22 protein-coding genes are annotated in these 22782 nt (G+C 68.4%); 7 read left to right on the top strand and 15 right to left on the bottom strand.

The features are described from left to right. Window positions 1–79: 79 nt before the first annotated feature. The 3 genes from CMO28_RS16160 to CMO28_RS16150 are packed head-to-tail and all read right to left on the bottom strand — an operon-like array spanning window position 80 to window position 3290. A complete protein-coding gene (locus CMO28_RS16160; RefSeq protein WP_296715204.1) occupies window positions 80–976 on the bottom strand; it encodes an HlyD family secretion protein in 897 nt (298 codons plus the stop codon). After that, window positions 973–1188, bottom strand: a complete 216-nt coding sequence (locus CMO28_RS16155) for a DUF1656 domain-containing protein (RefSeq protein WP_014752810.1) — start codon at window positions 1186–1188, stop codon at window positions 973–975. The genes CMO28_RS16160 and CMO28_RS16155 overlap by 4 nt, the downstream gene beginning before the upstream one ends. Continuing rightward, a complete protein-coding gene (locus tag CMO28_RS16150) occupies window positions 1185–3290 on the bottom strand; it encodes an FUSC family protein (RefSeq protein ID WP_296715202.1) in 2106 nt (701 codons plus the stop codon). Before CMO28_RS16150 ends, CMO28_RS16155 begins: the two co-directional genes overlap by 4 nt. Before the next feature lie 77 nt (window positions 3291–3367). Here CMO28_RS16150 and CMO28_RS16145 point away from each other — a divergent pair, with 77 nt between their 5' ends. After that, window positions 3368–4171 (top strand): AraC family transcriptional regulator, encoded by an 804-nt coding sequence (locus tag CMO28_RS16145; RefSeq protein WP_296715200.1) that lies wholly within the window; start codon window positions 3368–3370, stop codon window positions 4169–4171. A 90-nt stretch (window positions 4172–4261) separates the two neighbouring features. On the opposite strand, the gene CMO28_RS16140 is transcribed toward CMO28_RS16145, so the two are convergent. After that, on the bottom strand, window positions 4262–4663 hold the full coding sequence (locus CMO28_RS16140; RefSeq protein ID WP_322111370.1) for a VOC family protein: 402 nt from the start codon (window positions 4661–4663) through the stop codon (window positions 4262–4264). Window positions 4664–4742: 79 nt separating this feature from the next. After that, complete coding sequence (locus tag CMO28_RS16135; RefSeq protein WP_296715197.1) at window positions 4743–5324, bottom strand: TetR/AcrR family transcriptional regulator; 582 nt, start codon at window positions 5322–5324, stop codon at window positions 4743–4745. Window positions 5325–5468: 144 nt separating this feature from the next. On the opposite strand from CMO28_RS16135, the gene CMO28_RS16130 reads away from it, so the two are divergent. Further along, the gene (locus CMO28_RS16130; RefSeq protein ID WP_296715195.1) at window positions 5469–5885 is read left to right on the top strand and encodes a 4-oxalocrotonate tautomerase; all 417 of its coding nucleotides are present in this window, start codon (window positions 5469–5471) and stop codon (window positions 5883–5885) included. A 66-nt stretch (window positions 5886–5951) separates the two neighbouring features. On the opposite strand, the gene CMO28_RS16125 is transcribed toward CMO28_RS16130, so the two are convergent. From CMO28_RS16125 to CMO28_RS16090, 8 genes are all read right to left on the bottom strand, one after another. Then, window positions 5952–6065, bottom strand: a complete 114-nt coding sequence (locus tag CMO28_RS16125; RefSeq protein ID WP_296715246.1) for a hypothetical protein — start codon at window positions 6063–6065, stop codon at window positions 5952–5954. Beyond that, window positions 6065–6367 (bottom strand): hypothetical protein, encoded by a 303-nt coding sequence (locus CMO28_RS16120; RefSeq protein WP_296715193.1) that lies wholly within the window; start codon window positions 6365–6367, stop codon window positions 6065–6067. Before CMO28_RS16120 ends, CMO28_RS16125 begins: the two co-directional genes overlap by 1 nt. Before the next feature lie 68 nt (window positions 6368–6435). Further along, a complete protein-coding gene (locus CMO28_RS16115; protein ID WP_296715191.1) occupies window positions 6436–6630 on the bottom strand; it encodes a hypothetical protein in 195 nt (64 codons plus the stop codon). Beyond that, the gene (locus tag CMO28_RS16110; RefSeq protein ID WP_296715189.1) at window positions 6627–6911 is read right to left on the bottom strand and encodes a PqqD family protein; all 285 of its coding nucleotides are present in this window, start codon (window positions 6909–6911) and stop codon (window positions 6627–6629) included. The genes CMO28_RS16115 and CMO28_RS16110 overlap by 4 nt, the downstream gene beginning before the upstream one ends. Then, window positions 6908–7942: an aspartyl/asparaginyl beta-hydroxylase gene (locus CMO28_RS16105; protein WP_296715187.1), complete on the bottom strand. Its 1035-nt coding sequence runs from the start codon at window positions 7940–7942 to the stop codon at window positions 6908–6910. Before CMO28_RS16105 ends, CMO28_RS16110 begins: the two co-directional genes overlap by 4 nt. Next, window positions 7935–9875 (bottom strand): asparagine synthetase B family protein, encoded by a 1941-nt coding sequence (locus CMO28_RS16100; RefSeq protein ID WP_296715186.1) that lies wholly within the window; start codon window positions 9873–9875, stop codon window positions 7935–7937. Before CMO28_RS16100 ends, CMO28_RS16105 begins: the two co-directional genes overlap by 8 nt. A gap of 12 nt (window positions 9876–9887) precedes the next feature. Continuing rightward, window positions 9888–10043, bottom strand: coding sequence for a hypothetical protein (locus CMO28_RS16095; RefSeq protein WP_296715184.1), 156 nt, complete (start codon window positions 10041–10043; stop codon window positions 9888–9890). A 274-nt stretch (window positions 10044–10317) separates the two neighbouring features. Then, window positions 10318–10797: an Lrp/AsnC family transcriptional regulator gene (locus CMO28_RS16090; RefSeq protein ID WP_062762051.1), complete on the bottom strand. Its 480-nt coding sequence runs from the start codon at window positions 10795–10797 to the stop codon at window positions 10318–10320. Between the two features lie 151 nt (window positions 10798–10948). On the opposite strand from CMO28_RS16090, the gene CMO28_RS16085 reads away from it, so the two are divergent. Beyond that, window positions 10949–11734 (top strand): acetoacetate decarboxylase family protein, encoded by a 786-nt coding sequence (locus CMO28_RS16085; protein WP_296715182.1) that lies wholly within the window; start codon window positions 10949–10951, stop codon window positions 11732–11734. Window positions 11735–11767: 33 nt separating this feature from the next. On the opposite strand, the gene CMO28_RS16080 is transcribed toward CMO28_RS16085, so the two are convergent. Then, the gene (locus tag CMO28_RS16080) at window positions 11768–12904 is read right to left on the bottom strand and encodes a CaiB/BaiF CoA-transferase family protein (protein WP_322111369.1); all 1137 of its coding nucleotides are present in this window, start codon (window positions 12902–12904) and stop codon (window positions 11768–11770) included. Window positions 12905–13038: 134 nt separating this feature from the next. Next, a complete protein-coding gene (locus tag CMO28_RS16075; RefSeq protein ID WP_296715178.1) occupies window positions 13039–14640 on the bottom strand; it encodes a sensor domain-containing diguanylate cyclase in 1602 nt (533 codons plus the stop codon). Between the two features lie 304 nt (window positions 14641–14944). Between CMO28_RS16075 and CMO28_RS16070 the strand changes: the two genes are divergently transcribed. The 4 genes from CMO28_RS16070 (at window position 14945) to CMO28_RS16055 (ending at window position 22154) form a co-directional block, all read left to right on the top strand. Continuing rightward, window positions 14945–16612 (top strand): AMP-binding protein, encoded by a 1668-nt coding sequence (locus CMO28_RS16070; protein WP_296715177.1) that lies wholly within the window; start codon window positions 14945–14947, stop codon window positions 16610–16612. A gap of 3 nt (window positions 16613–16615) precedes the next feature. Continuing rightward, window positions 16616–19948, top strand: a complete 3333-nt coding sequence (locus CMO28_RS16065) for an acetyl-CoA carboxylase family protein (RefSeq protein WP_296715175.1) — start codon at window positions 16616–16618, stop codon at window positions 19946–19948. A gap of 105 nt (window positions 19949–20053) precedes the next feature. After that, the gene (locus tag CMO28_RS16060) at window positions 20054–21268 is read left to right on the top strand and encodes an ABC transporter substrate-binding protein (protein WP_296715174.1); all 1215 of its coding nucleotides are present in this window, start codon (window positions 20054–20056) and stop codon (window positions 21266–21268) included. Between the two features lie 106 nt (window positions 21269–21374). After that, window positions 21375–22154: a TetR/AcrR family transcriptional regulator gene (locus CMO28_RS16055; protein ID WP_296715172.1), complete on the top strand. Its 780-nt coding sequence runs from the start codon at window positions 21375–21377 to the stop codon at window positions 22152–22154. Window positions 22155–22782 lie beyond the last annotated feature (628 nt).

The raw sequence follows: 22782 nt of genomic DNA, 5'->3' as shown, positions 1-22782 counted from the left end.
TGCCCTCTGTTGGAGCGGGGTGCATGTGGCTGATGAGGAGGACCGTAACAAATTGCGTTCTGAACGTAAATAAGACAGTTTAAAAAATGCGAAGCCGCATCGGCGCCTCTCCATCGGGGGTGATCTCGACCGCCGCGGTCATGCCCGCGACCAGCTCCACCCCGGGCGGCACCGCATCGATCCGGATGCGGACGGGGATGCGCCGGGCCAGGCGCACCCAGGCGAATGTCTCGGGCACATCGGGCAGGCCCTGCGCGCCGGGCGTGTCGTTGTCGTTCTCGATACCGCGGCCGATGCTGTCGACATGGCCCGACAACGGCCGGTCGAACCCCATCAGCCGGATCTGCGCCGGGCGCCCCGGCCGGACATGCCGGATTTTGGTCTCTTCGAAATAGCCGGTGATCCGGAAGCTGCCGGCATCGACGATCGAGATGCGGCTTTCGCCCGCGATCGCATAATCGCCGGGCCGGAGGCGCAGGCTGCTGACATAGCCGTCGACCGGAGAACGCACGGTCGTGCGCGCCAGATCGAGCCGGGCGAGATCCAGCCGCGCCTGCGCCGCCCGCCAGTCGGCATCGGCCACCGCCGCCGCGGCCTCCACCTGCTGAAGATCTTCGCGCGAGATCGCCTCGCGCAGCCGCCTGCGCCGCTCTGCCGCCGCCCGGCGGACGATCATCTCCTGACGCCTGGCCTCGACATCGGCCTCGGCGGACCGGACGGCAAGGCGATAGCGCTCGGGGTCGATGGCATACAGCACATCGCCCCGATGAACATGGCCGTTGTCGCCGACCTCGACCGTGGCGACGGTGCCCGACACCTCGGGCGCCAGCCGGACGACATCGGCGCTGACCCGGCCGTCGCGGGTCCAGGGCACCTGTTGATACCGCTCCCAGTACTGCAGGGCGATCACGGCGGCGGGCACGACGATGCAGAGGGTGAGGACATAGCGGCCGAGGCGGGAGAGGATCCTGGTCATTGGAAGAGCCCGGTGGATGGCAGGTGCTGGAGCAGCAGCCCGTAAATGATGGCGAAGACGGCAAGCTCGACGAGCGGCCGACCGGCGAAGAGGCGGCTGAGCCCCGTGACGACCAGAACCCGGATCACCAGCAGGGTGGCGACGAGCGCCAGGACCGCCAGCACCAGCAGGCCGGGGATGAAAACGCCGCCGAGGGCGAGATCGGTGATCATGGGCGTGGCTCCCCGTCGGGCGTGCCGCTATTGCCCAGCCCCAGCGCGAAGCGCAGATCGATGATCAGGTCGAGCAGGCGGGCACGGTTGTGAAGCGAACTGCCGGCGATCAGCCCGGCCAGCGCCCGGATGCGCGGCTCCAGCCCGGCGATCTGGCCGGCGATCCGGCCGGGATCAGGCTGCCGGGCCGCGAAGCCGGCCGCGATCGCCGCCAGCAACCCGCGGGCATCGCGGCCGATATGGCCTTCCACCCGGCCGATCTCGTGGCGGAGCTGCCCGGCGGCATGGCCGATGCGCAGATGATGCATGGTATCGTCAAGCAGATGGCCCTGCAGGCGGCCCGAGAGCCGCAGCCTGGGCAGCAGCAGCGCCGTGCGGTCGACCATGAGGTTCGTCCACCAGGCCTCGTCGGGGGCGGTGCCGAGAATGCGCCGTCGGACATCCCTGCGGCTCAGCCGCAGCAGGCGTCTGATCGCCGCATGGGGCGGGACGGTCTGAAAAATCGTCATGCTCACCATCGCAAAGCCGACGGCCGCGAACAGCGCGACCACGTTGTTGAGGGCAGTGGCGAAATCGCCGTGATAGACGCTGTCCAGCCCGCCCAGGATCGGCACCGTCAGCGTGATGCCGAGCGCCATGAAGGTCGTGGGCGGGCGCGCCTGCAGGGATCCGGCGAACAGGAAGACGGGGGCCAGGACCACGACGAGACCGGCGAAATCGGGCACCCGCGGCAGGATCGCGAAGCCATAGACCAGGCTGATCGCCACCCCGTAGACCGAGCCCAGCATATAGGTCCGCAGATGCGGCGCCGGCGCATCGACGGTTCCGAACAGGGCACAGCACACACCCAGGATCGAGACCGCCATCCCGCCATCCGGCCAGCCCGACCAGATCCAGAACAGGCAGCCCATGGTGATGCCGATGGCGGCACCGGCCCCCGCCCTGACCGCCATCCACGGGTCGCGGTGATAGACATAGCCCCTGGCCGGCCGGGGGGCCGATCGGACGGGGCCGGCCCTCAGGGCCTGTTGCCAGAGCCGGTCAGCGTCCCGAAGCAGGCCGACCATCAAGGCGAGACGGCCGGCGAGATTGGCTGCGAGCCGGTCGCGCGGCATCGCCGCCCCGGCGGCAAGCCGGGCCCCGAGGGCGTCCGCCCGGTCGATCAGGCCGCCCGCCGCAGCTGCCCGCGCGGCCGCATCGTCCATGGCGATCCAGCGGCGGAGATCCGCCACCAGCCGCGCGGTTTCGTCTGCCGGATCGCCTGTCTCAAGGTTCAGGGCGGCGATCTTTTCTTCCACCTCCATCGTCAGCGGCAGCAGGTGGGACAGCCGGTCATGGATCATCCGGCGCAGCCCGAGATGCGGCACCAGCGGCGCCGGATCATAGGGCAGCTGCGTGCCCAGCCCCTGGAGGCCCAGAAGATCGGCGGCAAGCTGGCGGCGATCGTCGCGCGTCTGCCGCGCCGCCGCCCCGCCCAGGGCATCATCCGCCAGGCGCCGGGCATCGCGGAGTGTGGCGGCCAGCCGGCCGATGAACTGGTCGGTTGCATGTTTGGGCAGAACGATGCGATGAACCAGAACCGCGCAGAGGATGCCGACCGAGATTTCCTGAACCCGCACCAGGGCGGTGGTGAAGATCTGGCCCGGATCGAGCACGCCCGGAAAGCCGATCAGGCTGGCGGTGTAGCCGGCCAGAACGAAGGCATAGGCGCGGGGCGTGCGATCGAGCAGGGACAGGCCGAGGCACAGGCCGATCCAGCAGGCGAGCACGATGCTGCACAGGATCGGGTCGTTCACGAAGGCCGGAATGATCACCACCGTCGCCGCCGCACCGACCAGGGTGCCGGCGAAGCGATAGACGCCGCGGCCGAGCGAGGCGCCCGCCGAGCCTTGCGAGACGATATAGACCGTCAGAACCGCCCAATAGGGCCGCGGCAGCCCGATCCGCAGCGCGAGATAACAGGCCAGCATCGCGGCCATGAAGCTTTTTGCCGAGAACAGCAGCGCATCTGCATCCGCCCGCAGCAGGGGCGAAAGGAACAGGCGCCGGAGGTGACGGCCGGCTGCGGCAAAGGGGCGCTCGGGGCGATGATCGGTGCTCATGCTGCGGAGTATCGCCGCGGCGCCAAACCGGTTAAATTCGATATCCAGTCATAAAATCACTGAAAACTGCCAAAGCGATGCGCCCCTCCCCAAGATCTGCCGTTTCCGCCGTCTCGGTCTTCGATCCGGACCTCACCGACCGGCCGGCAGTCGCCAGCCAGCTGGATTTCGCAGACCATGCCGAAGAGGTGCCGGTCCACCGGCATCGCAAGGGGCAGCTGATCCTGGCGCGGCGCGGGGCGGTGACCTGCACGGCGGATAACGACATCTGGATCGTGCCGCCCAATTGCGGGGTCTGGATTCCGGGCGGCATGCCGCACAGCGCCCGGGCGACGACGAATGCCCGGCTGAGTTATCTGTTCGTGGAACCGGCGGCCGCCCTGCTGCCCGACAGCTGCTGCACCCTGTCGCTCTCGCCGCTGGTGCGGGAAATGGTCGACCGGCTGGCGCAGGAGCCGGCCGACTACCCGGCCGACAGCCATGCCGCGCGGCTGGCGCGCGTCACGCTCGACGAACTGGCGGGGATGCCGCGGGAGCGCTTCAACCTGCCGATCTCGGGCCATCCCAAGATCCGCATGATCGCCGACGCCCTGACCCTCGACCCGGCCGACCGCAGCACGCTCGGCGACTGGGCAAAGCGGGTGGCGATGAGCGAACGCTCCCTCGCCCGCCTGATGATCCGGGAAACCGGCCTGACCTTCGGCCGCTGGCGACAGCAGCTGCACCTGATCGTCGCCCTGCGCACACTGGCCGCCGGCACCGCGGTTCAGAACGTCGCGGCGGAACTGGGTTATGAGTCGGTCAATGCCTTCATCGCCATGTTCAAAAAGGCCCTGGGCAGCACGCCGGCACAGTATTTCGCCCAGCGACGGCGGGGGTGAGGGCGGCCATCATCGCCTTCTGAGTGTGATTGAGGCTGAAGCCTGAGTTCCAGTCGATTGTCTTCGATATTTCAGGACAAGCGTCAGATTTCAACCAACAGACCGGCATTCGATCATCCATTGCACACCGAAGCGGTCGGTGAGCTTGCCGTAATATCCGCCCCAGGGCTGGACAGCGAGCTGCGTTGTCACTGTGCCGCCTTCGCTGAGGCAGCCGAAGATCCGGTCGGTTTCCTCGCGATCGTCAGTCGTCAGATAATGCGCCGATCCGCGCATCGGCTCGGCGTCATGATTGTCGGACGCGTAGAATTCGATATCCGGTCCAGCGAAGCGCGCATAGGCGATCTTCCCCCGGAACGCCTCGTCGCCCACCGGTACGCCATCCGCGCCATAGCGTTTGAGCTCGATGATCCGGCCCAGGCCACATCGGCTGTAAAAGGCGAGCGCCTCCTCGCAGCGCGTGGTGAAGAACAGAAAATTGGCGAGACGCATCATCTCTCTCCGCTTCCTGGGCGCGGGTTCTTGGGCGCGGGTTCTTGGGCGCGGGTTCTTGGGCGCGGGTGACGACGCGCTATTTCCCGCTGACGAGCGCGATCGCTGTTGAACGCAAGGCGTTGCCAATCGCAGCGGATTGCTCGGTTGATGCCATGCTCCGCGCCACGGTGACGCCGCCCGAGAGCAATGACAGCAGCACGATGGCGCGATGGCGCGCGATCTCCGGCGGCAGGTGAGGCAGGCCCTTCGCGATCTGTTCGACGATCTGCCCGAACACCACCTCATAGGCCGCACGGGTTTCGGCGTCGGCGCGCATGACGTCCGGCGTCAGACTCTGCAACGCGCAGCTTTCGCCGAGTTCGCAGGTCCGCCGTTCGCCGAGGTAGAAATCGACGAACGCCGCGCCCCAGTCCTCCCCATATGCGGCCTGCAGGGCGGCGATCCCATCGCGCAACTCCTCCATCCCCCGGATGGCGATCTCACGGAAGGCGAGGTCTTTGGACTTGAAGTGGCCATAGAAGGCCCCGGAGGTGACCCCCGCTTCCTTCGAGAGGCCATCGATCCCGACGCCGCCATAGCCGTGCCGCCGGAACGCCTTGCCGGACGCCTCAACGATGCGAGCGCGCGCCTGCTGCTTGTGTTCGGGAGGGTAGCGCATCTAAGTCCTTTTATATCACGATCGTTATTTTATGATTGACGGGACCAGCCGGGTCACATAATCATTGGATAACGATCTATATACAATACCTCGTTCCCGCTGGCAATCGCCAGATGCGACCCCACCATGACCTGGAGACAGCCCATGCCCATCGTCCTCACCCTTACCGAAGGCGTGCTCCCTGAAGACAAGGAGGCCATCGCCATCGAACGCATCGTCCGGTCGTTCCTGCGTCATCACGGCCTCACCGGAAACAGCGTCATGACGCCCAACGTCACCTCGCATGTGAACGTCCTGCCAAAAGGCAAAACCTATGCGGGCGGGACGCCTGTCGAGGGCGCCTGGATCGAGACCAGGACGCCGTCCTTCGCGCTGGCCGAACGTGCGGTCCAGATCGCCTTCTTCGGCGAAGCGACCGAGATATTGCATGAGCTTTCGGGGGGAATGCTGCCCAAGGACCGCATCTGGTCGGAAGGACTCCATGCCGTCGATGGCACCTGGAATCTGTGCGGCACGGCGCGCAGCAACGCGGAACTCGGCGAAGCCGCCGCCGCCGGATAAGCAAGATGCAACGGCGGGGGCTTGCGCACCCGTGACGGGCTGGACCATCCGGCCACCGCGGCGGTCTCAGGGCCGGTGGCCGGCCTGATCGGCCGCAGCCGGATGAAGTTCGAAGGCAACACAGATCCGCCGCTGATCGCAGCCGAGCGGCACGGTTTCATGGGTGAAATGGCTGGGCATCAGCACCACGAGGCCGGGCTCGGGGCGGATCCAGCGCTCGTCCCAGCCTCCCTCCCCGCCGCCGGCGGCTGCCGTGAAGCCGCGGTCGGTCGCAGGGCCGACGCGCAGCCAGCCCGGGCGCGCAGGAAGGGATTGGCCGGATCCGCCGGCAGGCAGTCGCAGGCCACCCGCCACAGCCGGTCGAGCAGGCGGCGCAGCACCGGGCTGTCCGATTGTTCCAGATGATTGCGGCGCGATCCCATACGGATGGAGCGGTCGCCGGGCCGGTCATAATGCTCCAGCCCGCTCGCCAGCTCGGCCACCAGCGGCGCCAGATCGGGATCGTCGGGCCCGTGCAGGCGGGTGATCGACAGAAACCGCTCGGGGCTGGTCAGCTCCCGGGCAGGCGGGCCCAGATCAGCAGGTCGGTGAAGGCCCCGAAGCCGTCCAGATTGGGGTCGATCGCCTGGATGCAGCCGCAGAGCGCCGCGGCAGCATCGGCCCGGCCCTGCAGAAGCAGGAAGGCCGCCTGACGGGCCATGGAGGCCAGATCCGGCGCGGCGGCGACGTCCGGGGCGTCGCTCACGCTGCCTCCTTCCGCACCAGCCCGTGGGTCAGCATGTCTGCGAGCAGCGCCGCGACATCGCGCCGGATGATGTCGAGCGGCGCGTCATAACGGGCATGCAGCGCACCGCACAGATCCTCGAACCGCGTCGGGGTCTCCAGCTGTCCCCAGATGGCGGCGCCGATGCTGTCCAGGTTGAAATAGGCGCTGCTCGTGAGGTCCATCATCACCACCTCGCCGTCGATCTCGGTGGTGAGCGGGTCGGGAGAACGGGTGAAGACGGTCTCAGGGGGGAAGATCATGACGCGGACTGCCTTGCTGCCTGATCGAGGTTGAGTATGCCGGAACCGCCATGGGCGACGGCCGCCATCCGCTGCCAGGGTGCGCGCAGGAAGCGGTCGCAGAGATCGTGCATCTCCGGGGTGGCGGCCGCCTGCTTCTGCGCCCGGTCGTCGCTGAAGGGCCGGCGACCCCGGCGGCTCCAGGCCTGAAGCCGGGTCGCATCGGCCATTGCCGCCGCCTCGTCCGGTGTGGGCGTAATGCCCAGGCGCGGCAGAAGCCGGGTCGTCACCGCCCCGGGCAGTTCGGCATAGTCCAGGATCAGCCAGCCCGCCGGATCCGCCTCCACCATCGCCGCCATGGCGGTGAAGGCGCGGCCCAGGCAGCGGGCGATGAATTCGGCGTCGTTCAACTCCCGCTGCCGGGCGAGCGCCACCCCCGAGAGCAGCGGCGACCAGACCGCATCACGCAGCTTCAACCAGCCCGGCGGCCCGGTCAGGTTCGATACCAGGATTTCCAGCGGATCGCGGATGATCAGCACCCGGTGCATGTCGGGGTGGATCTGCGCGAACAGATCCTGATCCCGCCAGCTGCGCAGCGACTGCTTTACAACCAGATGCCGTGCCCCGGGCCTGACCCGCTGGCCCAGCGACCGCAGCGCCGCATCCAGCGCCGCCAGCCGGTCGGCGATGGGCACCAGCGCCCAGAAGGCGCCGCAGATATCGACCACGGCCCCCGGCTCGTCCATCACCTGCAGGGCGTCGATGCAGGACAGCATGCGGGCGGTGAGCGTGGAACCGCAGCGCGTCAGATGCCAGATCGCAAGCAGCGGCGGCAACACCGGCGCCGTCGGCGCGTGGTCGCGGATCAACGCAGAGCGCAGCCCCGCCGCGGCCGGATGATCGGCGGGCGGGCGGCCATGCAGGCCGAACAGCACCTCCTCGACCGGGGCATCGGCCGCCATCGGCCGCAGCAGGAAGCTGCCGCCGGCGGCCGAGGGCACGGCGCGGACGGGCATCCAGATCGGGCCGGTTCCGGCGAGACCTTCAGCCATTGCGGCCTTCCTGCATCAGGATGAACTGCCCCACCCGCAGCGCCTCGCCCAGCCCCTTGCGCAGACGGTGAGAGGTGGGGAAGCGCCCGGCCTCTTCGGGGGTGGCCGGCCAGGCGTCCAGGATCGCGCGCATATGCTGCGTATCCAGAATGGAGCAGGCCAGGGGTGATTGTTCGATCCGGTCGATCTCTGCCGCCATCCAGTCGCGCCGCCGCCCCATCCAGCCGAACCAGTCGGCATGCTGCAGGCCGATCCGACGCTCATCCAGAATGGGCTGCGGCACGCGGTCTGCCAGGGTGCGGCGGGCCAGCAGGCGCGGCACCCCGTTGCGGCGGAACTGGTCGCGCGGCAGCGACAGGCAGAACTCCACCAGGCCCAGATCGCAATACGGATCGCGCCAGGACCAGGCCATGCCCTGAAAGAGATGAGCATACTGGGCGTTGTTCTGGCGGAAATATTCCAGCAGCTGGATATGATTGTCGAGATCGGGCGAGCCCGTGCGCACGGTCGGCTGATCGTGTTCCGCCAGCCGCAACCGTTCCGCAACTTCTGGCCGGATGCTGCTCCATTCCTGCCACCAATAGTCCCGGCCGCCGCGCAACCGCCGCGTCAGGCGGCGAATGCCGGGGCCGGCCAGGGGCGCCACCGCCTGGCCCCAAAGCGCCCGGGGCCCCCAGAACAGCCTTGGCCGGCCCCGCAATTCCGGGCGATAGGGAACGAGGTTGCGCCAGGCCGCCAGCGCCCGCCCACGCCGGAACTGATCGGCGACCACCCGGCCGCCGGTATAGCTGAGCGTGACATTGCCCGCATCGCCGCTCAGGACCACGCCGATGTCCTGTTCCCGCACAGTGCGCTCCACGGGCAGCAGCATCCAGGATATCTGATAGGGGCTCTTCTCCGGCCAGTCGCGGCTCCGCAGCGGCCCGCCGGCATATTCCATCGAGAGATCGGGTTGCCAGGCATCGACCAGATGTGGCGTCAACCCGGGATAGCGGGCCAGGAAAGGCTGCAGCCGCTCCCACTCGTCGGCGAAATGCCCGGCATCCGGGGGCAGCTGGGGAACATCGGGATCGGCGCGGATGGTGAGGGTATGGACGGGCGCGTCATGGCTGCGAGAGGCCGTCGCGGCGACGCCGGGCGAATCCAGCCCTGCCGACAGCAGGCACAGGACGGGTTTGCCGGCAGGGCAGCGCGCGGCGACCGCACGGTCCAGATGTTCGCGCGCGGCCTCCACATACTCGCCATCCCGGCGCAGACGCAATGTGCGCCGGGGCACCGGCGACCAGAAGGGGGCCGTCCGCGTGGATCCGTCCTGCCATTTCAGATACCAGCCCGGTTGCAGGCGCCGGATATGGCGCCAGGGGGTGCGGTCGCCGATCCGGCTTTCCATCTTGACCAGCCGGTAGGCAAGCACCTCGGGATCCGGTTCCGGATCGACCTCCGGAACGGCCAGCAGCCAGCTGGGCCGGCTGGCCGCAACGATGCCGTCGGGCGTGGCGGCATGGCACAGGCTGTCCCGCCCCATCGGGCAGGCGGCGAGCAGCAGCGAGCGATCGGCGGGCGACCAGCGCACCAGGGTGTAGTCGCCATCCAGCCGGGCAAGCCCGTCGACGCCCTGCCGGTCGAGAAGGGCGTCGACCAGCCGCACCGGCGTCAGCGGCATCGTCCGGTCCAGCCCCAGCTCTCGGGCCAGATCGGTGAGATTGTAGATCTCGCCGTTGACCAGCGTCACCGCGCCTGACGGACCCGGCCCGATCGATCGGGGCGCGGAGCGCCGTAGCCGGCGGATCGGGTTGTCGCGGCCCAGGCCGACGATGATACCGCCGTCACCCTGGTGAATCCGGTCGATGCGGAATTCCGAAGGGCAGCGGCGGGCCAGATCACGAACCAAGCCACCGGTACCGGCCAGAAACCCGGCGCTGCTCTGAACCATACTGACGGCGGGTCAGGAATGGGTATTGATAAAGCCGTCTGACGACTGATCGCTGATCCCCTGGGTCAGGGGCGCGGCGTTGTAGACGCCCAGCACCGGCGCAGCCCAGGGCAGCAGGTTCACATTCCGCGCCGGGGCGGGAGAGGCAGTCGTTTCAGGCTCGTTCATATCCACACCAGCATATAACGGGTTCAAGTTGCCCAGGACGATTCAAGTGACCCAGGGCGGTTCAATTTGCACAGGGCGGCTCCGGCACCCGGTCAACCTTGCGATCGGAGCACTCTGCAGGAAAACGTGGGGACTTTCAAACGTATTTTCTGAACGAACTCTTGGGGCGGTGGCTTCAGGCGTCGCCTGGCAAAGTCGTTCCAACGTTGTTTACTTTCGCGTAAAGATTATGCGTGCCGCCGGCACGGAACCGGCGCCAACGGTCCGGGGCCGGTCACCCCGCCCGCGGCAGCGGCAGGGTGCCGGGTGCCTTGATTTCGCGCAGGACCAGGCTGGAATGCATTTCGCGGATGCCGGGCAGGCGGCGGACCACGGTCATGGCGAAGCTGCCGAAGGCATCCAGATCGGCGGCGACGACCTGGAGCAGGAAATCGGCTTCGCCCGTGATTGCCCAGCAGGCCGTCACCTCGTCCAGGCGCATCACTTCGGCCTCGAACAGCCGGGCCTCGGCTTCGGAATGCACGCCGATGCGGGCGCGGACGAAGGCCTGCACGCCGAGGCCCAGCCTTCGGCGATCGAGCTGCACGCCATAGCCGCGGATCACGCCCAGCTCCTCCAGCCGCCGCACCCGGCGCCAGCAGGGCGAGGGCGAGAGGCCGACCGCCTGGGCCAGATCCTGATTGCTCATCCGGCCATCGCCCTGAAGGGTGCGCATGATCCGGATGTCGGCGGCATCGAAGCTGATCTCGGGCATGATCCGTCCACAGAATAAGGAGATGGCGGCAGGATCTTGCGGGATTGACGACTTCAGGGGCAAGCCTGGCACACAGCTTTCCGGCAAAACGCGCTACACTGTGCGCATCCGGTGATTGTTGCCGGGGATCATTGCCTGAAAGTTGCCTGCCATGCTCCGTGGCTTCACGCCCCCGTATACTCCCGACGGCCGTTCCTCTCTGGTGCCGGCGCCGCCCTGGCATTATGCCGGCACGGTGCTGTCCATGGCCTGCCCGACCGATCCGGCGGCCGCCGCGCGCTTCCTGCCCCAGGGGTTCGGCCGCGCGACCGGGCGGATCATCGCCCATGTCTGCGAATGGCAGGCGACCACCGACGGCTGGGAACTGCTCGACCCGGTCAATGCCCAGTACCGGGAATTCATCCTGCTGGTCGAGGCGGAGCGCGATGGTGCTGCGGTCAATTTCTGCCCGATGATCTGGGTCGATCAGGACATCTCGCTGATCCGCGGCTGGCTGCAGGGCTGGCCCAAGAAACTGGGCCAGGTGTGGATGACCCGCTCATACGGGCTGGACCATCCGGCCGCCGCCCCGCTCCGCGCCGGTACCCGGATGGGGGCGAGCCTGGCGGTCAAGGACCGGCGGCTGGCCGAGGCGGCGGTAACGCTGGATGGCGGCGAGGGCCAGGCGCTGGGCTTTCTGGCCGGGCCGACCTACGGGCTGGTGGGGGCGCCGTCGATCATCGGCGAACCGACAGCCGGCACGCTCCGCCTGGTGTTGCCGGGCATCACCGGCCGCGTCGCCGGGCCGATGGCATCGGGCACGGCGGAGCTGCGCTTCTTCGACGCGCCGCGCGACGAACTGGCCGCCCTCCGCCCCACCGGGCCGGCGGTGGCGGCGATCGGCAATGTCGCGATCACCGTGACCGGGGCGACCGGGGTGGGCGTGGTGGCGGGCTGAGCCGCCACACGATCCCCCGGCACCGGATCATCCTCAGGCGGCCGCACCGGAGGCCTTCAGCGTCGCGATCTCGTCGGCCGAAAAGCCCCAATCGGCCAGGCCCTGATCGGTATGGGCGCCGGGGGCCGGCGGCGGGGTCGGCCGGCCGGGTGCCGTGCGGCTGAAGCGCGGCGCCGGGCCCGGCTGAACCACGCCGTCCACCTCGATGAAGGTGCCGCGTTCGCGATTATGCGGGTGCTCCGGCGCCTCGAACATCGACAGCACCGGGGCGAAGCAGACATCGCTGCCTTCCATCAGGCTGCACCACTCGTCGCGGGTCTTCGTCTTGAACACCTCGACCAGCCGGGCCTTCATCCGCGGCCATTCCGCCTTGTCGTTCTGGGCGGCGAATTCGGCCGGGTCGAGCCCGGCCAGGCGGATCAGCTCGGCATAAAACTGCGGCTCGATCGAGCCGATCGAGACATGCCTGCCGTCGGCGGTTTCATAGGTGTCGTAGAAATGGGCGCCGCCATCGACCAGATTGGTGTAGCGGCGATCATCCCAGCTGCCGGCGGCGGCCATGCCGTACATCATGGTCATCAGGCTGGCGGCACCGTCGATCATGGTGGCGTCGACCACCTGGCCCTTGCCGCTGCGCCCGGCATCGATCAGCGCCGCCATCAGCCCGAAGGCCAGATAGAGCGCCCCGCCGCCGAAATCGCCGACCAGGTTGAGCGGCGGCACCGGCTTGTCGGGCCCGCCGATCGCATGCAGCGCACCCGACATGGCGATGTAGTTGATGTCGTGGCCGGCCACCTTCGCCAGCGGCCCGGTCTGGCCGAAACCGGTCATGCGGCCATAGACGAGCTTCGGGTTGCGCGCCAGGCAGATATCGGGGCCGAGGCCGAGCCGTTCCATCACGCCGGGACGGAAGCCCTCGGTCAGGATGTCGGCGCTTTCCACCAGCTTCAGCACCGCAGCGACGCCTTCGGGCTTCTTCAGGTCCAGCACCACCGAGCGCTTGCCGCGGTTGGAGAGATCGAATTTCGGATCGAACAACCCGCTGCCGGTCGCCCGCTCGATCCGCAGCACATCGGCGCCCAGATCGGCCAGCAGCATGGCGCAGAAGGGTCCCGGGCCCAGGCCCGCGATCTCGATGACCCTGATCCCCTGAAGCGGACCCATTCCCAGCCTCCCTGTCGGTTGCGGCGCGTCGCCCTGGATGTTTGCGGCGTATGATTGAGGCGATCGGCCCGGATCCGCAACCCCTTTTATCGACCCACGGGTTTCTTCCTGTCCCACGGGTCAGGCTCGGATCCCACGGGTCAGGCTCGGGCCGCCACCACCCGGTTGCGGCCGGCGCGCTTGGCCTCGTAGAGCATCTCGTCGGCAAGGCGCAGGGCGGTGCCGATATCGGTCGCGTCTTCGGGCAGCACGGCCACACCGGCCGAGACCGTCACATGGCCCGCCGGTTCGATCCGCTCCCGCGCCACCGCCTTGCGCAGGCGTTCAGCCACGGCGACCGCCGCTGTGGATGACAGACCCGGCAGCAGCAGCAGAAATTCCTCGCCGCCGGTGCGGCAGACGACATCGGTGTCGCGCGCGGCCTGCCGCAGAATCAGCCCCAACCGGCGCAGCACGGCATCCCCCACCTCGTGCCCCCAGCTGTCGTTGACGTGCTTGAAATGGTCGATATCGACCGCGATCGCCGCGAAGGGCCGGGCCTCGGCCCGCCACAGCTCCAGAACCTCGTCCAGGCCGCGGCGGTTGATCAGCCCGGTGAGCGGATCGGTGCGGACGTCGCGATCCAACCGGCCGATCCGGGCCTGGAGCAGGCCGATGCCGATCAGCATCGCCCGCTTGATCTGCCGCGCCTCCACATACCACGACCGCACCCGCTGGATACGGTCGGCGGTGCCGGGGGCGTCCATCTGGCGGGCGCCGTCGGCCAGCTGGCCCAGGGGCCGGGAAATCGCCCGGGCGAACCACCAGATCGCGACCAGGGTGACGAGCGCCGCCGGCGCGCTGTTGGCGGCCACCCGCCACATCAGCCCTTCGAGCGGCGCCAGCGTTACCGCAAGCGGCCGCTGCGCGACCACCCCCCAGCCGGCAGCCGGCACCGAGGCATAGCCCGCCAGCATCTCGACGCCGCGGCTGTTGACCACTTCGCGGCTGCCGCTGGCACCGGCGATCGCGGCCTCGATCACCGGATTGCCCGAGACGGCCTCGCCGATCCGCGCGGCCTCGGGGTGATAGAGCAGCGTACCCCCCTGATCGACGACATAGAGATACGAGCCGTCGTCATAGTGATGCGTGCCCAGCAGCACGTTCAGGATGTTGCGCTCACGCAGATAGATCGTGCCGCCGATATAGCCCAGATAGCGGCCGTCGGCCGCGAAGACCGGCTGCGAGATCACCACCAGCATATTGCCGGTGATCGCCATATAGGGCTGGCTGACCAGCGGCCGGCGCTGTTCCAGCGCCTCGCGCGCCGCCAGCGAGCGCAGATAGCGCCCCTTGATCTGCAGGGCCTCGGGCGAGGTGGCGCGCACGATCGCCCCGGCATCGACGATGGCGACCGAGTTGAAGCTGTGGGTCTGCAGCCGCAGACGCTCGGCCTCGTCGAGCAGCAGGTTTTCATTGTCGAAATCGCGGGCGACGATGCCCGCGCTGTAGGCCAGCTGCTGCTGGGTTTCCTCGATGAAATTCTGCGCGGCTTCGGCCAGCTTGGCGGCATAGGCGTGGTTGGCCTTCAGCGTCGTGTCGATCAACACCTGGCGCTGGACCAGATAGCTGGAATAGAAGCCGTTGGCCAACAGCACCCCTGCCGCCGCCACCGCCAGGGCGACGATCATCCGCTGCAGATCGACGCGGAACAGCAGCCGGGCCAGGCTGCGCCGTCGGGGAAGCGGATGGATCTGGGGCATGGCGGCCGGACCTCGTTGTCGTCACGCATCGTCAGGCGTGATCCAAGGGGGGAGGAACCGCCGTGGGGCACTCTACCCCAGACATGTCGGCGACGGTTTCGCAAATTTCGCATGGCCCCGATTGCACCACGGGAAGCGGTTGAGTCTGAAAACGATTTCAACGCGCTATGCGCGACGATCCCGCCGACTGGCGGCCGCGGGCACCAAAGCGGCACGGCGGTCGATTCAGTTATTGAATAGATCTATTGATTTATGCACCATCATCCCGACGGCACCGTTCAAGAGCTGCCGCACGGGAGGAAACATGCCGGACCACACGCGCCTTCAGGGCCGCGCAGATTGTGTGCTGCCCGATCTCTTGGATCGCCGCACCGCGGACACGCCCGATGCCGCCTTCGTCGTCTTTGCCGATGGCCAGGGTCGGCCGGAGCGCGAAGGCTGGAGCTATGCGGAGATGCGCGCCCGTGTCCGCGCCATGGCCGCCGCCCTCCAGTCCCTGGGGGTGAAGCCCCGCGACCGGGTGGTGGTCTGGCTGCCCAATGGCGGCCTGTGCCTCACCGCCTGGTTCGCGATCAACTATGCCGGCGCGATCTATGTGCCGATCAACACCGCCTATAAGGGCGGCATTCTGGAGCATGTGATCCGGGTGTCGGAGGCGCGGCTGGTGATCACCATCGCGGCGCTGGCGGATCGCCTGGTCGGGATCGACACCAGCGCCGTCAACCGGGTGGTCGTGGCCGATGCCGCCGATGCATCTGCCGCCGCGGCGCGGCTGCCCGCCGCCCGGGGGATCACCTGGCTGGGGGCCGACGCGCTGGAGAGCACGGCCTCCCCTGCCCCGCTCTCCGAACCGGTCGAGCCCTGGGACACCCAGTCGATCATCTACACCTCGGGCACCACCGGGCCATCCAAGGGCGTACTGTCGAGCTATGCCCATCTGCATGCCATGGGCACGGCACTGGTCTCGGATCCGCGGCGGGTGCCGTTCCTGGGCGCCGGCGACCGGTTCATGGTCAATCTGCCGCTGTTTCATGTCGGCGGCACGGCCCCGGTCTATGCCATGCTGGCGCTGGGCGGCTCCATCGCGCTGGTCGAGGGCTTCGACACCAGTGGCTTCTGGCCCGCGATCCGGCAGAGCGGCACCACCTGCGTCATCCTGCTGGGAGTGATGGCTGCCTTCCTGCTGAAGGATCAGGGCGAGGGCGCGGCCCGGGGCAGCCCCCTTGCCCATGTCATCGCCATTCCACTGACCGAAGAGGCCATCGCCTTCCGCAGGCGCTTCGGCGTGACGCTGCATACGCTGTTCAATATGAGCGAGGTCTCCTGCCCGCTGATCGCGGAAGAGAACCCCGAGGTGGTGGCGAGCTGCGGCCGACCGCGCGACGGGGTGGAGGTGCGGCTGGTCGATGCCCATGACCGGGCGGTGGCACCGGGCGAGGTGGGCGAGCTGGTGATCCGCACCGACCTGCCCTGGCAGATGAACCACGGCTATTCCGGCAATCCTGAGGCGACGGCCACCGCCTGGCGCAATGGCTGGTTCCACACCGGCGATGCCTTCCGGGTGGATGATCAGGGCAACTGGTTCTTCGTCGACCGCTTCAAGGATTCGATCCGCCGCCGCGGCGAGAACGTCTCGTCTTTCGAGGTCGAGGCCGAAATCTGCGCCCATCCCGCCGTGCGCGAGGCGGCCGTGGTCGCCGTGCCGGCCGCCGACAGCGAGGACGAGATCCTGGTCGCGCTGTCGCTGGCCGAGGGTGCCAGCCTGGAGCCGGCGGCGCTGATCGATCATCTGCGCCCGCGGATGGCGCACTTCATGATCCCCCGTTATGTCCGTATGCTTGCGGACCTGCCCAAGACGCCCACGAACAAGGTCGAAAAGTACCTGATCCGCAAGGCGGGCGTCACGGCAGACACCTGGGACCGCGAGGCCGCCGGCATCGTGGTGAAACGCGACAAGATCGGGCAGCTCTGACAGATGACCTCCCCCTCCTCCCCCTCTTCTCCCCTCTTCCGCCGCATTCTGATCGCCAATCGCGGCGAGATCGCGATCCGGATCGCGCGCGCTGCCGCCGAGCTGGGCATTCCGACCGTGGCCGTGGCCCCGAAGGATGATGCCCGGTCGCTGCACACGCGCCGCGCCGATCAGGTGGTGGAACTGCCGGGCGTCGGTGCCGCCGCCTATCTGGACGGCCAGGCCGTGATCCGCGCGGCGCTGGAAACCGGCGCCGATGCGATCCATCCGGGCTATGGCTTCCTGGCCGAGAATGCCGGCTTCGCCCGCGCCTGCGCCGAAGCGGGGCTGACCTTCATCGGCCCGAAGCCCGAAGCGCTGGACCTGTTCGGCGACAAGGGTGCCGCCCGGCGGCTGGCGGCAGAGACCGGCGCGCCGCTGGCCCGCGGCACGGCCCATGCCACCACCGAAGACGAAGCCCGGCGCTTCCTGGAGAGCCTGGGCGACGGCGGCGCGATCATGATCAAAGCCGTGGCCGGTGGCGGCGGCCGCGGCATGCGGGTGGTGCGTGCGGCATCGGAGCTGGCCGAGGCCTGGACCCGGGCGGGCGCCGAGGCGCTGGGCGCCTTCGGCTCGGATGCGCTTTATGTGGAAGAGCTGATCCAGCCGGCGCGGCATCTGGAAATCCAGGTGCTGGGCGATCGGGACGGTCGGGTGATCCATCTGCATGAACGCGAATGCAGCCTGCAGCGCCGGCATCAGAAACTGGTCGAGATCGCGCCGCTGCCGGGGCTCGACCCGGCCTTGAAGGCGCGGATCGCCGAGACCGCGGTGGCGCTGGCCAGGGCCGGCGGCATCCACACGCTGTGCACCTTCGAATTCCTGATCGACGGCCGCGACCCGGCCGGGCAGCGCTTCGTGTTCATGGAGGCCAATCCGCGGCTGCAGGTGGAACACACCGTCACCGAAGAGGTGACCGGCGTCGATCTGGTCCAGACCCAGATCGGCCTGGCAGCCGGGTTGAGCCTGGCCGAGCTGGGCCTGCGCGACGGCCGCCTGCCCGAGCCCGAGGGCGTGGCGGTGCAGCTGCGGATCAATATGGAGAAGATCGGCGCCGATGCCGTCGCCGTGCCCGCGGGCGGGGTGATTTCGGCCTTCGAGGTGCCGGGCGGACGCGGTGTCCGGGTCGAGACCTTCGGCTATGCCGGCTATGCGACCTCGCCCCATTACGACTCGCTGCTGGCCAAGCTGATCGTGCATGTGCCGGGCAACCGGCTGGATCTGGCGCTGGACCGGGCCCGCCGGGCGCTGGCCGAATTCCGCATCGAAGGCGTGGCGACCAATATCGGTTTCCTGCAAAGCCTGATCGCCGACGAGGCGGTGCGCGCCGGGCATGTCGATACCGGCTATATCGGCACCCATGCCGCGCGGCTGGCCGAAACCGCCGACAGCCATCCGAAGCTCTGGGTGGAAAGCAGCGGTGGCGGGGCCCTGAAAGCGGCGAGCGGGCCGGTCGCCCCCGAGGGCACCGAGGCGGTGGCCGCCCCGATGACCGGCCGGGTGGTCGCGATCGAGGTGACCCCCGGCGATGTCGTCCGCCCCGGCACGGTGGTGGCGATCATCGAGGCGATGAAGATGGAACACACCATCACCGCGGGCCGGGCGGGCGTCGTGCGGGCGCTGGCGGTGGCGGTGGACGAAACCGTCTATGGCGACCAGCCGGTGCTGTTCATCGAACCGGGTGACTTCGAAGGGGCCGCGGAAGAGGAGACGGTCGAGGTCGATCTGGACCATATCCGCCCCGATCTGGCCGCGATCCTGGAACTGCATGACGAGCTGACCGATGCCCGCCGGCCCGATGCGGTGGCACGGCGGCGCAAGACCGGCCAGCGCACCGCGCGCGAGAATATCGAGGATCTGGCCGATCCCGGCAGCTTCATGGAATACGGCGCGCTGGCGCTCGCCGCCCAGCGCAGCCGACATGATTACGAGACGCTGAAGAAGATGAGCCCCGCCGACGGGCTGGTGGCGGGTGTGGGTTCGGTGAATGCCGGGCTGTTCGGGGCGGAGCGGGCGCGCTGCATGCTGCTCTCTTACGACTACACCGTGCTGGCCGGCACCCAGGGCTTCATGAACCACAAGAAGATGGACCGCATGTTCCATCTGGCCAATGACTGGGCCATGCCGCTGGTGGTGTTTGCCGAGGGCGGCGGCGGCCGGCCGGGCGATACCGACCATGTCGGCGTGGCGGGGCTGGACGTGCCGACCTTCAAGCTGCTGGCGCAGATGAGCGGCAAGGCCCCGACGGTGGCCGTGGTCTCAGGCCGCTGCTTTGCCGGCAATGCCGCGATCGCGGGCGTCTGCGACGTGATCATCGCCACCCGCAACGCCAATCTCGGCATGGGCGGCCCGGCCATGATCGAAGGCGGCGGCCTTGGCGTCTATAAACCCGAAGAGGTCGGGCCGATGGATGTTCAGGTGCCGAACGGCGTGGTCGACATCCTGGTCGAGGACGAGGCCGAGGCGGTGGCGGCCGCGAAGAAATACCTGTCCTATTTCCAGGGGCCGGTGGCCGACTGGGCGGTCGCCGATCAGCGGTTGCTGCGCAATGCCATCCCCGAAAACCGGCTGCGCGCCTATGACGTGCGCAAGGTGATCGAGCTGGTCGCGGACACGGGTTCGGTGCTCGAACTCCGGCCCGATTACGGCATCGGCATCATCACCGCCCTGATCCGGATCGAGGGCCGGCCGATGGGGCTGTTCGCCAACAATCCTCGCCATCTGGGCGGCGCGATCGATGGCGAGGCGGCCGAGAAGGCCGCACGCTTCCTGGATCTCTGCGAGGCGCACGGCCTGCCGGTGCTGTCGCTCTGCGACACGCCGGGCTTCATGGTCGGCCCCGATGCCGAGAAGACCGCGCTGGTCCGGCGGGTGTCGCGGATGTTCGTGGGCGGCGCCAACATGACCGTGCCGATGTTCACCATCGTACTGCGCAAGGGCTATGGCCTGGGCGCCCAGGCGATGGCCGGCGGCAACATGCTGTCCCCCGCCTTCACCGTGTCGTGGCCGACCGGCGAGTTCGGCGGCATGGGCCTGGAAGGGGCCGTGCGCCTGGGCTATCGCCGCGATCTTGAAGCCATCGCCGACCCGGCCGAGCGCGATGCGCTCTACCGCAGGCTGGTCGATGCGCTCTATGCCAAGGGCAAGGCGTCGAACATGGCGGCCTTCCTTGAAATCGACGGCGTGATCGACCCTGCGGCCAGCCGCGACTGGGTGCGGCGCGGCCTCGACGGCTTCCCGGTGCCGCCGGCACCGGCGGCAGGCGGCAAGCGACGGCCCTTCATCGCCACGCGCTGAGCCGAAAGACTCCCGGCCGGCGATGCCCGCAAAGACGGGCACACCGGCCCTCCCCCCCCAACGACCATCCCCGGCGCAAAGACCGGGATCGGGAGGAAAAATCACATGCGCAGGATAGTGAAACCCGCCGCGGGGCTCGCGGCGGCACTGGCGGTGCTGTGCCAGATGGCCGGTGCCCAGGCGGCGGATGCCGTCAAGATCGGCGTGCTGACCGACATGTCCTCGGTCTATTCGGATTTCGGCGGCAAGGGATCGGTGATCGCGGCCGAACTCGCGATCGAGGATGCCGGCGGCAAGGTGCTGGGCCAGCCGGTCGGGCTGGTTTCGGCCGATCATCAGAACAAGGCCGATATCGGCGTCACCGCGGCGCTGAAATGGTTCGACGACGAGGGCGTGCAGGCGCTGTTCGACGTGTCGAATTCGGGCATCTCGCTGGCGCTTCAGGACGTGATCATGAAGCGCGACAAAATCGCGGTGTTCTCGGGCGCCAACAACAAGAGCCTGACCGGCGACAAATGCACCACCAACGGCCTGATCTGGGGCTATGACGGCTATGCCCTGGCCAAGGGCAATGTCGAGGGCATCTTCAAGAGCAATCCCGGCAGCTCCTGGTTCTTCCTGACCGTCGACTATGCCTCGGGCCATGGGCTTGAAGGCGACACGATCAGTGTGATCGAGAAGCTGGGCGGCACGGTGAAGGGTGCGGTGCGCTTTCCGCTCGGCACCAATGATTTCAGCTCTTTCCTGCTTCAGGCGCAGGGCTCGGGCGCAGATGTGATCGCGCTGGTGGCCGGCGGGTCGGATGTCCGCAACATGATCAAACAGGCGGATGAATTCGGCATCGCCCAGGCCGGCCAGCGGATCGCGCCCTTGTTCTTCACCGTCAACGACATCCAGGGTCTGGGTCTGGATGCCACCCGGGGCATGCCGGTGGTGGCCGATTTCTATTGGGACCAGACCGACGGCACCCGCGCCTTCGCCGAACGCTTCAAGGCCCGCCACGGCAAGGTGCCGACGGATGTGCAGGCGACCGTCTACAGCTCGGTCCTGCACTATCTGAAGGCGGTGGAGGCCGCAGGCACCACCCGGACCCAGGCGGTGCTGGCGAAGATGAAGGCGATGCCGGTCAACGACTTCATGACCGACGGCGCCACCATCCGCGCCGACGGGCGGCTGATGCGCGACATGTATTACTTCGAGGTCAAGAGCCCGGCGGAGTCCAAATACCCGCTCGACTATCTGGCCCAGAAGACCACCATCCCCGGTGCCGAGGCCTACCGCCCGGCGGCGGAAAGCGACTGCCCGCTGCTGAAGCCGTGACCGGACCGGCGTCCCGGTCCGGCCCGGTGATTTCGGGCTGGGCCGGCGCGCCGGACGGGGCTATGGTCCAGGCGCTGAACGATGTTCGAAACATGGTAAGAGGGTGATGGCGAGCCAGGAGAACGACAACCGAACATCGGCGCCAAAACCTGCGCGCACCCGCAAGACGAGCACCGCCGCCCCGCGCCGCCGCCGCCAGGGCCGGCCGCCGCTGGGCGATGCCGGGCCCGATGCCACCCGCAACGCCCTGCTCGATGCCGCCACGAAACTGTTCGCGCGGCTGGGCTACGAACCGGTGACCACCGGCGCGATCGCGGCCGAGGCGGGGGTGACGCAGTCGATCGTGCATTACCATTTCGGCTCGAAGCAGAAGATCTGGGAGGCGGCGATCGACCGGCTGATGGCCGAACGCATCGCCTTCTATGAAAACCTCGCCGAAAAACCCGGCGGCATGGACCCGCTGACCCGGCTGAAACTGCTGACCAAGGGCCTGGTCTATGCCAACGCCCACAACCCCGATTTCGCCCGGGTGACGGTGCATGAAGGCTCGGTGCCGGGCGACCGCATGCACTGGCTGGTGGAAAGCTATATGAAAACCGCCTTCGACAAGTTCGAAGGCGCAATCCGCGACGCCATGGCGGCCGGCGCCATCCGCGAGATGCCACTGCGCGACGTGACCCTGATCATCGTCTTCGGCGCCTCGCTGATCTTCACCTTCTCGGGCATGATCGAGCGCATGTACGGCACCCCGCTGACCGACCCCGAGGCCGCGACCTCTTATGCCGACAGCTTCATCGACATCGTGTTCAACGGGCTGAAACCGGATGGCGCACCGGGGGCGGCACCGCTGCCCTTCAGGCTGCCGGGGCAGCCGGCACAGGGCTGACGGCCGTCTGCGGGCCCCGTCATTCCGGCCTGAGCCCGTTTGTGTCGCCGTTCTCCGCAGGGTGGCAAAGGTGGATCCCCGCCTCCGCGGGGATGACGGTGGAGGGGGTGTGCGCAGGCGGGTGAGGGTGGCGTCGGACATGGGCGGCGGGTTCTGCGGGAACGGTCGGCGTCGTCCGCCGGCCCGCTGCTGTCCCGCACCGCCGTCGATCACGCCCGCACCGTCCAACCGCCACCGCCCCTGTCCGACTCCACCATCGACCATGTCCGCACAAAAGAAGCACCGTCATCCCCGCCTTCGCGGGGATGACGGTAGAGAGGGTGTGTGGAGGTGGGCGAAAGGGGGAACGGACAGGGGTGCCGGGTGCGATGGGGCGGTCATGTCAGGCGCCACCTCTGCCCAGCTCCGCCCTGCCCCCACCACCGTCATCCCCGCGAAGGCGGGGATCCAGGTTGGCGTCCACGGGAATGGACGGGCGGCCCGAGGTGTGGACGGTCATGTCGGCCATCGACCGCGGACCCGGGTGTGCGACGTTCTTTGTGGGGGGGACGGACCTGGATCCCCGCCTGTTGGACGAAGCCGTGCATAATGAAAGCGGGCCCGGGGGGTGGCCACCCCCCGGGCCCGG

Source organism: Tistrella sp., from assembly GCF_002684955.1.
In the GTDB taxonomy this organism is placed as follows: domain Bacteria; phylum Pseudomonadota; class Alphaproteobacteria; order Tistrellales; family Tistrellaceae; genus Tistrella; species Tistrella mobilis.
This window is presented reverse-complemented; position numbering and strand designations above follow the sequence as displayed.